This is a genomic window from Gammaproteobacteria bacterium, assembly GCA_013151035.1.
Classification (GTDB): Bacteria; Pseudomonadota; Gammaproteobacteria; order JAADJB01; family JAADJB01; genus JAADJB01.
The window spans coordinates 1-11008 of record JAADJB010000039.1 but is presented as its reverse complement, the minus strand read 5'-3'; the positions used below and the strand labels follow the sequence as shown (position 1 = coordinate 11008).

The 11008-nt window shown below is 45.4% G+C and carries 10 protein-coding genes; 8 read left to right on the top strand and 2 right to left on the bottom strand.

Going from position 1 to position 11008, the window contains the following annotated elements; translation table 11 throughout:
* From GXP22_08550 to GXP22_08530, 5 genes are all read left to right on the top strand, one after another.
* Positions 1–1219: O-antigen ligase family protein (locus GXP22_08550; GenBank protein NOX09519.1), on the top strand; the 1219-nt coding region annotated here is incomplete at its 5' end.
* Positions 1219–2247, top strand: a complete 1029-nt coding sequence (locus GXP22_08545) for a glycosyltransferase family 4 protein (GenBank protein ID NOX09518.1) — start codon at positions 1219–1221, stop codon at positions 2245–2247. The genes GXP22_08550 and GXP22_08545, both read left to right, overlap by 1 nt.
* Positions 2244–3128 carry a glycosyltransferase family 9 protein gene (locus GXP22_08540; GenBank protein NOX09517.1) on the top strand — a complete coding sequence of 295 codons (885 nt, stop codon included), beginning with the start codon at positions 2244–2246 and terminating at the stop codon, positions 3126–3128. Before GXP22_08545 ends, GXP22_08540 begins: the two co-directional genes overlap by 4 nt.
* A gap of 3 nt (positions 3129–3131) precedes the next feature.
* Positions 3132–4247, top strand: coding sequence for a hypothetical protein (locus tag GXP22_08535; GenBank protein NOX09516.1), 1116 nt, complete (start codon positions 3132–3134; stop codon positions 4245–4247).
* A complete protein-coding gene (locus GXP22_08530) occupies positions 4244–5032 on the top strand; it encodes a hypothetical protein (GenBank protein ID NOX09515.1) in 789 nt (262 codons plus the stop codon). The genes GXP22_08535 and GXP22_08530 overlap by 4 nt, the downstream gene beginning before the upstream one ends.
* A gap of 54 nt (positions 5033–5086) precedes the next feature.
* Here GXP22_08530 and GXP22_08525 read toward each other — a convergent pair whose 3' ends face one another.
* Positions 5087–5974 (bottom strand): glycosyltransferase family 9 protein, encoded by an 888-nt coding sequence (locus GXP22_08525; GenBank protein ID NOX09514.1) that lies wholly within the window; start codon positions 5972–5974, stop codon positions 5087–5089.
* A complete protein-coding gene (gene lpxL / locus GXP22_08520; protein NOX09513.1) occupies positions 5971–6891 on the bottom strand; it encodes an LpxL/LpxP family Kdo(2)-lipid IV(A) lauroyl/palmitoleoyl acyltransferase in 921 nt (306 codons plus the stop codon). The genes GXP22_08525 and lpxL overlap by 4 nt, the downstream gene beginning before the upstream one ends.
* 93 nt (positions 6892–6984) lie before the next feature.
* Between lpxL and hldE the strand changes: the two genes are divergently transcribed.
* The 3 genes from hldE to GXP22_08505 all read left to right on the top strand — a co-directional run bounded on the left by hldE (position 6985) and on the right by GXP22_08505 (position 10917).
* Positions 6985–8406 carry a bifunctional D-glycero-beta-D-manno-heptose-7-phosphate kinase/D-glycero-beta-D-manno-heptose 1-phosphate adenylyltransferase HldE gene (hldE, locus tag GXP22_08515; protein NOX09512.1) on the top strand — a complete coding sequence of 474 codons (1422 nt, stop codon included), beginning with the start codon at positions 6985–6987 and terminating at the stop codon, positions 8404–8406.
* Positions 8407–8538: 132 nt separating this feature from the next.
* A complete protein-coding gene (rfaD, locus tag GXP22_08510) occupies positions 8539–9483 on the top strand; it encodes an ADP-glyceromanno-heptose 6-epimerase (protein ID NOX09511.1) in 945 nt (314 codons plus the stop codon).
* A 159-nt stretch (positions 9484–9642) separates the two neighbouring features.
* Complete coding sequence (locus GXP22_08505) at positions 9643–10917, top strand: 3-deoxy-D-manno-octulosonic acid transferase (GenBank protein NOX09510.1); 1275 nt, start codon at positions 9643–9645, stop codon at positions 10915–10917.
* The last annotated feature ends 91 nt before the right edge of the window (positions 10918–11008 follow it).

The window sequence follows — 11008 nt, the reverse complement described above, 5'->3', positions numbered from 1 at the left end:
CTGGATGTTAATTGCATCCACTCTTTTTCTATTTACCACCAAGGCATTATTTAATCTACCGTTACTTATTATGGCTGTATCAGGCATGGTTATAGTCTACAAATCATACGCCACCCTTGCCAAGGATCGCGAAATAAAGACAATGTTTCTATTGTTTTTATGTTTGGCTATCCCATTATTGCTTTCATTACCGGATGCGGTCTGGTTCAAGTCTGCCTCGGGTACATTTTATCGTTATCTGTTGTATCCATTTATTAGTGTGTTTATCATTATTACCCTTCGGCATAGGGTATCACGTCGATACCTTTTAATAGCCTGTAGCGGGATTGCTGTTTTCTGGATGCTTGATGGTTTGTTACAGTTTTTTCTGGGAAAGAACCTGCTGGGCAACCCAATGAAGGGTGACGATATAACGGGTATGTTTTATCCAAAGATTATTATGGGTTTAGTGCTCTCGGTATTGTCTCCGGTTCTGATTGAGTATGTAAGGAATAATTATAAAAAATCATATTGGCTGCTGCTTATTATTCCTGTTTTATTGTTTATTATAATAAAAGGTGGAAGCCGATCATCCTGGGTGACTATCTTTATAGTGGCCATTGTCTATCTGTTAATGTTCAGGCGTGGTATCTTTGCTTTCCTGGGTATTAGAGGCGTTTTACTGTCCGTATTATTGTTGTTTGGATCGGGTGTGGCTTTATTGCAGGTGGACTCGGTAGAAAGAGTGGTTGATAAAAGTGTCAGGGTATTCAGTAGTAATTTTGAGTCGATAGATTTTGCTACCTCCAGACGACTTTCATTATGGCAGGTGGGTTGGAAGGCATTCGAGGAAAACAGGATTAATGGGATTGGTGCCAGAGGTTTTCGTTATGTGTTTACAGATTTTGCAGAGGATGATAACTACTGGATGCAGGATGGCAGAAGTGGCTCAACACATCCTCACTTTATGTTGCTTGAGGTTGCGCTGGAGACAGGGTTAATTGGTGTGCTGGGGCTGGTAATATTTTTTTATATATTGATTCGTAGATATTTTTCAGTCTCAAAAGAAGAGCGTGAGTTTATGTTGCCGTGGCTGTTGGCTGCAATTATGGCCTACTTCCCCTTTAATATGCACATGGCTCTGTATGGTAGTTACTGGAGCTCATTGTCATGGTGGTTGTTGTCTATTGCTATTGGAATGGGGGCTAAAACCAGATCGCCTCATCGGGGTAATGGCTGATGAAGATTGTTAATGTTATGTTTGGTAAAGGGTTGGGTGGTATTGAGCAGGCCTTTGTCGATTACACCGAGGCCCTGCTGCAGCATGATCATGCTGTTCATGCCTTTGCAGCACCCGATGCTGCCTGTATTAATCAGTTGAAATTACTGGATGTTGATGTCTCTCTGATAGGTAATAGGGGTCAATGGGATCCTGTTTGTGTCTATAAGTTGAAACAGAAGATGAAGGCATTAAATCCTGATGTTGTTATCGCTCATGGTAACAGAGCGATTTGTTTGTTGCGTAAGGCGGTTTCAGGTATCCCTTTGATCGGGGTTGCGCATAATTATAATTTTAAACACATTGTATCGTGTGATGCGATATTGAGTATTACCCACGAAATAAAAAAACAACTAATAGAAAAGGGATTTGATAAGGATCTTATTCATATTATTCCTAATTGTATAAGGGTTGACAGGAATGTAGTTGCTATAGACAAGGTGGCTAATGATATTCCTGTAGTCGGTGCGATGGGTCGTTTTGTTGAGAAAAAGGGTTTTGAATCATTTTTACGCGCATTAGCTATTTTGAAGCAGCGTTCAATAGAATGTCATGCGTTGATTGGAGGTGATGGTAATGAGGGAGAGCATTTGAAAAACCTGGCACATGAGCTATTGATTGATGACAGAGTATCATTTACTGGTTGGGTGGATGATAAAGAGGCCTTTTTTAAGCGTTGTGATATTTTTTGTATTCCTTCATTACATGAGCCCTTCGGGATTATTGTGCTTGAGGCCTTTGCTTCATCAACGCCGCTAGTGGTAACAGACAGTGAGGGGCCAAGTGAGATCGTTACCCATAATCAGGATGCCCTTGTTGTAGAGAAGGGGGGTTTTATCGGAATGGCAGATGCCATAGAATCCTTGATGAAGGATGATGATCTGATGAAAAGGCTATCGACTCATGGCAGGCAGGTGGCGATAGAGCAGTATTCACTCCCGGTTGTTTCTGTACGTTTGAATCAGGCCTTGATGGAAATAACACAATGAAGATTGCTGTTATTCGTTTTAGTGCGTTGGGTGATCTTGCTGCCAGTTTGCCTATATTAAGAGCACTTGATTACAAGCCCTGCATTATAACCTCGCCTATTGGTTATGAACTTATGAAGGATGAGTTCGATGATTTTATTATTCTCAAAAATAAAAAAATAATCGAGGTGATACGAGCTATATTGGCGATTAGAAAAAAGGGCTTTGATTTTATTATTGATTTACAGAACAATGATAGAAGTCGTGCAATGACCTGGCTGTCATCAGTTCGATGTTTCAGGCGTGCAGAAATATCTTACAATCAACCCGTAACCGATATGCTTTATGCGATAGCCGGACAGTCTGGTTTTATTAAAGATCTGGATTATCAGCCCAGGCAAGAACCGGGTTTCTATATTGTCTTAAATGTGGGTTCGAGTCCTCAGTGGGAATCAAAGCGTCTGCCTGTGTGGAAATGGAAAGAGATCGGCCATGTTTTGTATAATCGTTATCATCTAAAATTTGTAATGGTAGGTGATCAACAGGAACAAAAATACGTTAATGAGGTTGCTAAAGAGATTGTTGGCGAGGTTGATGTTATTGCTGGAAAGACCTCCATTCAGGAGTTGAAGGCTATTCTAAAAGATGCGTTTTTAACGGTGTCAACGGATTCAGGGCCCATGCATATCTCGGCAGTAATGAAGACACCAACCATCGGATTGTTTGGCGCAACCAACTGGGTTCGTTCATCACCTTATGGTTCCTGGTCGACAGTGCTTTATGATCATAGCTGTTATCCTGATGGTAAGCCTCCACCTCATGGGCTGACTGAAGTGGGTTCATATTATGATAATATTAATATTGATGAAGGACTTGATGCCTTGCAGGATGTGCTGGAATAATTAATGAGTATTTACGTTAAATCAGTAAGGGCTGTATTGGCATGGCTGGATAGGCAGCAATCGACTTATGTGCTGTTGCGTCTTGATATGACTGCTGGATCCAGTCTTGATGATATAGCCAGAAGAGATGATGTTGATATCTTGTTGGAAGATAAGATAGTGCCTGCCTTAAAGGAGAAATTTAATACCGAAAAAAAAGGCAAGGGTGGAAAGATAGATGTCTATGGTATTGAAGGCCTGCATGGCTCGGATTATATCGGTCATTCACATCTGCCTGTGGAGATGGGTAGGCTGATCCTGGAAAACAGGGTAAAGAATGAACAAGGTATTTACATCCCTGATGAATCGAATGAATTTGTTTCACTGATTTATCATCTGACCTATCATAAAAGTGAACAGTCCGGCATTCACTGGAATGATCCAGAAAGTTCCAGGCAAAGTAAATACTATGACGTGATCGTAAATCTTAAGCGGGTGCTAGGTGTCGAGATTGAGATTACGCATAATGCTTTTCATCAATATCTTGGTGCACAGGGTTGGAGTATTACAGAAGACCGTATGATCGCCTATGTCCAGAATGATTTTAAATATCATCATAAGGCCTGGTTCCCCGCGCATTTAATGAATGAGTTGGCAGGTGAGATGAATCTGTATGTTATTCGCAAGGTGGCGGTAAAGAAGAACTGGACACAGACGATGATTGATGAGCTGTCCACGCATTACCGGATACTCAAGATCAAGGAGATTCCCTGGCATGTTCGGTTAACTAAAAGTCGAAAGATGCGTGGTGGCAAGTGGAAACGTGGCGGTAGACCCTATATTGCGGTTGTTGTTTTTGATCCCGATCCGGTAGAGACGAGCGATGAAGAGCATAAGGTTCATCCCTTTGTTTTTAATGCCAAGCAGTTTATAAAGCCTGCCATTCGTGAACGTTTTTCCAGAGAGACCGGGACGCGACCAAAGGATAATCCCTTGCATTCTACTGATAATGAGGCTGAGGCGGTTGGTCATTTCCCCTTGTTTTTTTCATCAACCGAGCAAGATAATATTTTTGCAGAGTTGCAGGAGATCCGTGCCGGAATGAAGGCGCGGGGTCTATTAGATTCAGGTGATCAATGAGGGTCTTGAAGCGTTTTATTGAGAATCTTCGTGGGGAGTGGTTTATTCGTCACCGTAGAGAAGAGATCAGGAGAGAGTTAATAGCATTCTTTTCCAGTGAAATAAAACTCATTCAGGCAGGCCAACGTGGACACGATAGTATTTATTATGTGAATGAAGATAATGGTAACACTATTGCTATGTTGCGTCTGTCGAACCCTTATAAAAAGCGTTCACCGCCAGCGAATGATATGCCATTTATAGCGCTTGACACGGATGGGCGTATTTCGCGTGAGTGGGATTGTTACAGACAAGGGGGTGAGTTGACCCCAGAACCTTTATGGCAATCTATTGACGCTTTAGTATGTGGGTATCTGCCGATGCAATCCCTGCAGGATATTATGATGTCTGATCGTGATTATGTATGGGCTATCCTGTGCAAGGCGACGATGGCATTGCATCAATTACATCAACAGGGTGTTACACACATGGATGCATCGCTGGCAAATATTCTGTCAGATGCTGATATGGAGCAGATGGTGTTTATTGATTTCGAATATGGGCCATCATTAAATGTGACTGAGAAACAGCAAAGAGCCTATGATTTCCTGCGCTTGGTGGAGAGCGTGTGGAAATTTATTCCAGAGGAACAGCGTAGTGAGTTGGCTCTATGGGAGGATTGTCTGGCATCCTGTCTGGAGGATGATATGCAGGGGCTGGATCTTGAACCGCTTTGGCCAGCACTAACAAGGTTGAAGAATGATGAGGCTATGTTTTCCTGTATTAACCGTATTTTTAATGTATAGAGACTTTTGATTAACTTGGTGAGTCCCTGTCTCTTGAGTTAATGATGTGGCCTGTTATAGATTTATAGGTAACTGGTTTGCCGAGATAGCATTGATATCCTGTTCTTTATTCTGTATCCATTTGGCCTTTTCTCCCCAGGGGTGGTAGCGTTCGGGTTGTCCGGGGCCAAACACACTTATCGTTGCGACATCCACTGCTGAGGCAATGTGTCCCAGGCCGGAATCATTGCCGATAAATAATTGGCAGGTCTCTAGTATGGCAGCAACCTCTAACAGATCAGTTTGACCTGCCAGATTAATGCTGGGAATGGGTAGATCCTGTGCGAGCTGTTGGCAACGTGCCTGATCGCCAGGGCCACCGAGTAGAATGACGCTATCAAATTGATCTTTCAGGCTAATGATTAGTGCTCGAAATTGTTCAACTGGCCAGATCTTGGGTGCCCAGTTAGCACCAGAGCCGATGGCGAGTCGGCGTGAGCCGGGTAATTTCTTGAGTCTCGATTGTGCCTGGTGACGAATCGCATCGTTAATCCATATCCTTGTATGCGGAATCAATCCGTCATTAATACTGGCAATGACTGCTATGTGTTGTTGAACAGAATGAGAACCTTCAGGTCTTGCATGCCATTTGGTCAGGCGTTTTCGAGCACGTAATAAATAGGCGAGTCCATCGGTGCGTAGATCAACAATCAGGTCATAGCGTGTCTTGCGTAGTGTGGATAGTAATTTGAGTATCCCGCGCCAACCCGCTTTTTTATCCTTATGGAAAATCGTTCCTCGGTAAGGGCAGTGTTCAAACAGGATGCTGGAACGCTGGTCGGCAACAATGTCCATAATGGCATTGGGATAGAGTTGATGCAGACGTTCCATTACTGGTGTGGTCATGATGACATCACCGATATTACTCAGGCTGATAAACAGGATGCGTGTTACATCTTTCATTTGGAGTCCGCTTGATATAGGCCGCTCTCACCCTCGGGGCGGGTCTTGAAGCGTCGATGTACCCAGAGGTATTGTTCGGGTTGTTTGCGTATCTGTTGTTCAATGATCTCATTGATACGTCGGGTATCAATCTTGTCATCACCACAGGGGAAGTTATCCAGTGCGGGTAGCAGGTTTAATTGATAACCTTGATCGTGCGGCAGGCGTTGTTGAAAAAAAGGCACGACCTGTGCGCCGGTGATCTTTGCCAGCCGTGAAGTGCTGGTAATGGTGGCGGCAGGGATATTAAAGAAGGGGACAAATACCGCATTTTTTCGACCAAAATCCTGGTCGGGTGCATACCATACCGGGGTGTTGGCCTTTAGGCTTTTGATCATGCCACGCATATCATTGCGGGGGATGGCCTTTTCAAAGTGGGTGCTGCGTGCCTGGTGCATGATGGCTTCAAATAATGGATTCTTGTGGCTACGATACAGTACATGGAAAGGTGTGTTAATTGCCAGCAAGCGGCCACCGATCTCCAACGTGGTGAAGTGTGCGCTGAGCAGTATGACACCCTTACCTTTGGCGAGTGCGGCATCCAGGTATTCTTTTCCTTGGAGTTGAAATAAGAGTATGAGCTTATCTGTAGGAGTCCACCAGCACATAGCCGTCTCGATTAGACCGCAGCCGAGGGACTGGAAGTGTTGTTTTACCCGCAGTCGTACCTCTTGTTTATTGAGTTGAGGGAAGCATAAGGCGATATTGATTCGAGTAATACGTCGGCGGCGTGGAGATAGGTGGAATAGACAACGCCCCAGTCCTCTGCCACAGGCCATCTGCAGATAATAAGGCAGTTGTGCAATCGTCCAGGCACAGGCTAGCCCGAGCCAGATTAGCCAGTAACGGGGGTGTAGATATTGTCGTAGTATGTGCAAGAATTGGGAGCCTCTTGTAGTTGACTGAAACAACGGAGATATCTTATTGCTGTGTTATTATAACGTTTTATTCATTGTGGTTAACGAATCTATATGAAGACTGCTATTCCTGATTTCAACCAGGCTAAGGTGTTGGTGGTAGGTGATGTCATGCTGGATCGCTATTGGCATGGTGGAACCTCAAGGATCTCGCCTGAGGCGCCGGTGCCGGTGGTGCATATTAATGACCGTGAGGATAGGCCGGGTGGTGCGGCTAATGTTGCGTTGAATATTGCTGCATTGGAGGCGAATGCGACGGTATTGGGTCTGATCGGTGATGATGAGGCGGGTACTGAGCTGGATGAGGCGATGGTGCGGGCAGGTGTTGAGAGTGCTTTGATTCGTCAGCAGCAGGCACCGACAGTGACCAAGTTACGGGTGATTAGTCGTCACCAACAACTCATTCGCCTGGATTTTGAGGATGGTTTTGCCCGTTGTGATCACGCACTGGTTGAGTCTGAATATACTCGACGACTGGAGTCGGCTGCGGTGGTGGTATTGTCTGATTATGGCAAGGGAACCCTACGCTCCATACAGTCGATGATTCAGCAGGCTCGGGCTGCGGGCAAGCGTGTGTTGATTGATCCTAAAGGAACAGATTTTTCACGTTACAAGGGTGCAAGCCTGATCACACCTAATCTTTCCGAGTTTGAGGCGGTGGTGGGTGCCTGTATCGATGAGGCCGATATTGTTGCTAAAGCAGAGATGCTGATGCAGGAATGTGATCTTGATGCCTTGTTAGTGACGCGTGGGGAGCAGGGTATGAGCTTGTTGCAGCGCGGTTTGCCTGCATTGCATCTTGCTACCGAGGCGCGTGAGGTATTTGATGTCACCGGTGCGGGTGATACGGTGATAGCGGTATTGGCAGCGGTATTGGCAGCAGGGCATGATCTGGCTGAGGCAACCTTCCTGGCAAATATTGCTGCTGGTATTGTGGTCGCTAAACTGGGTACCGCGAATGCCAGTGTTTTTGAGATACAGCGAGTATTGAGTGAAAAACACTCGATGGGTAGTGGTGTGGTCACACATGAGCAGTTGATGGCGGAGTTACGGGTTGCACGAGCGCATAATGAACGTATCGTGATAACAAATGGCTGTTTTGATTTGTTACATGCCGGGCATGTGAGTTATTTACAGGCGGCACGACGATTAGGCGATAGACTCATTGTTGCGGTTAATAGTGATGCCTCGGTAAAACGGTTAAAGGGTGATAGTCGTCCGATTAATCCACTTGATCAGCGTATGACAGTATTGGCAGCGCTGGAATGTGTTGATTGGGTGGTTGATTTTGGGCAGGATACACCGGAGGAGCTTATTTGTTCGGTGTTGCCGGATGTATTGAGTAAGGGTGGAGATTATCAGGCTGAGGATATCGCGGGTTATCAATGTGTGACAGAGAATGGTGGTGAGGTGATTGTGTTGCATTTTGAGGATGGTTGTTCGACCTCAAGTATGATTGAGCGGATAAAGAGTTAATTTATATTTATTGGTGCGTAGTACGCACCCTACGGGTTGGGTGTATTGGTTTGAGGTAGGGTGTGCATCGCGCACCAGTTTGTTTATTTGATGTAGGGTGCGTATTACGCACCAATAATGGGTTGATAAAAAATGATTATTGTGACAGGTGGTGCGGGTTTTATTGGTTCTAATATTGTGCATGCATTAAATCAGCGTGGTTATACCGATATCCTGGTGGTGGACAATCTGACTAGTGGTATCAAGTTCAGGAATCTGGTGGATTGCGAGATTATGGACTATATGGATAAGGTCGATTTCCTGGCATATATCCAGTCGGGTAATAGCTTTTCTGCCCCGGTTGAGGCGATCTTCCACGAAGGGGCCTGTTCATCCACAACGGAATGGGATGGGCGTTATATGATGCAGAATAATTATGAATACTCAAAGGTGTTGCTGGAATATTGTATGGTGCATAAGGCCGCCTTTATTTATGCCTCATCAGCATCAGTCTATGGTGAGGGCTCGGTGTTTAAGGAAGAGCGGAGTTATGAGTCGCCGTTGAATGTTTATGGCTATTCCAAATTTCAGTTTGATCAGTATGTGCGTCGCCTGTTACCGACAGCAAAGAGTCAAATTGTAGGCTTTCGTTATTTTAATGTGTATGGGCCGCGTGAGCAGCATAAGGGCACGATGTCCAGTGTTGCCTACCATTTTAATAATCATATCAAGGAAGGTAATAATATCAAGATCTTTGCTGGTTGTGATGGTTATGGTGATGGTGAACAACGCCGTGATTTTGTTTATGTTGGTGATGCGGCGGCGGTTAATCTGTGGTTCCTGGATAACCCGCAGTGTTCGGGTATCTTTAATCTAGGTACCGGAAACTCCCAGGCCTTTAATGATGTGGCGAATGCAGTGATTGCCTGGCATGGTAAAGGTGAGCTGGAGTATATCGAGTTCCCGCAGCATCTGGTGGGGCGTTATCAGAGTTTTACCGAGGCCGATATTAGTGCCTTGCGTGCGATTGGTTGCGATCATCAGTTTAGGGATGTTGCACAGGGTGTGAAGGAATATCTGGATATTTTAAATAAATAGCTACTTAATTAACTCAAGGGACAGGAATTACTCCTCTCTAGCAGAGACCCTTGCCCGCATGGACGCGGGCGTGGAGCCTACAGGGATGTGTTTACGGCGTGTCTCTGTTAGAGAGGAGTGATGCATGTCTCGAACTTACAGGACGTATTTTTAACAAATATGAGACGGCTATATACCCTCGCACTTTATTGTGTAACCCCACTGGTACTGTTGCGCCTGCTATGGCGAGGTTTTCGTGCGCCTCAGTATTGGCAACGTTGGGGTGAGCGTTTTTCTTTTTACAAGTCAGACAGTAACCCTGGTGTTATCTGGTTTCATGCCGTATCGGTGGGTGAGGTGATCGCTGCCTCTTCTCTGGTACATGAGGTTCAGCGTCGTTATCCTGGTCAGTCCCTGTTGATTACCACGACAACGCCTACCGGTTCTGAACAGGTGCGCAAGATGTTTGGCGACAGTGTGCAGCATATTTATTGTCCTTATGATCTACCCTGGGTAGTGGCACGTTTTCTGAAACGCTTTCAGCCACGGATTGCGATTGTGATGGAAACCGAGATCTGGCCTAATCTTTTTTATCAGTTGGCAATGCATGATGTCCCGTTGTTGCTGGCGAATGCACGTTTATCAGCGCGTTCGGCACAGCGTTATGCTCGTGTTCGTAAGCTGACCCGGGAGACCTTGCGTATGATCCCGCTGATTGCTGCCCAGACTGAGGCGGATGCCGCGCGTTTTATTGCCCTCGGAGCGGATGCAGCTCATGTGCCTATTTGTGGCAATATTAAATTTGATCTGCATATCCCTGCCAGTCTGTTTGAGCAGGCTGAGGCGCTGCGGCGTTTATGGGGCGAGAATCGTTTTGTCTGGATTGCTGCCAGTACCCATGAGGGTGAGGATGATATTATCCTGAATGTATTCAAGCGTTTTAAGGCTATGAATCCCACGGCATTATTGGTATTGGTTCCGCGTCACCCCGAGCGTTTTTCCCGAGTGGCTGCATTGGCGGGTTCATTGGGTTTTACTACGCATCTCCGTAGTGAGGGCATGGTGCCAATGGCTGATGCTGATGTCTTTGTTGGTGATAGTATGGGTGAATTGTTGTTGTTTTATCTGGCCTCTGATCTGGCCTTTGTCGGTGGTAGCCTGGTTGAACATGGCGGACATAATCCGTTGGAGCCTGCGGCCTGTGGCTTGCCCATTATGATGGGACCCCACACCTTTAACTTCGCAGGGGTCACCAGTTTATTGATTAGTAATGATCTGCTTGAGGTGGTGCAGGGCGAGGTTGATTTGTTGGATCACCTGACTCATCTGAGTGAGCATGCCGATGAAAGGGCTCGTTTAGGTGAGCGCGGCAGAGAGTTGGTTGCTGCAAATAGTGGTTCGGTGCAGTTAATGGCAGACCATGTGGATGCAAAAATCAAGAATGCTTCATTTTAGATTTATTGTTTCAGTACGCTAGTCAAAACTATGCACTTTAGTGCAAGGCTTTAGCTGCTACACAGATATGCTACGCTATGGATTATGAAAG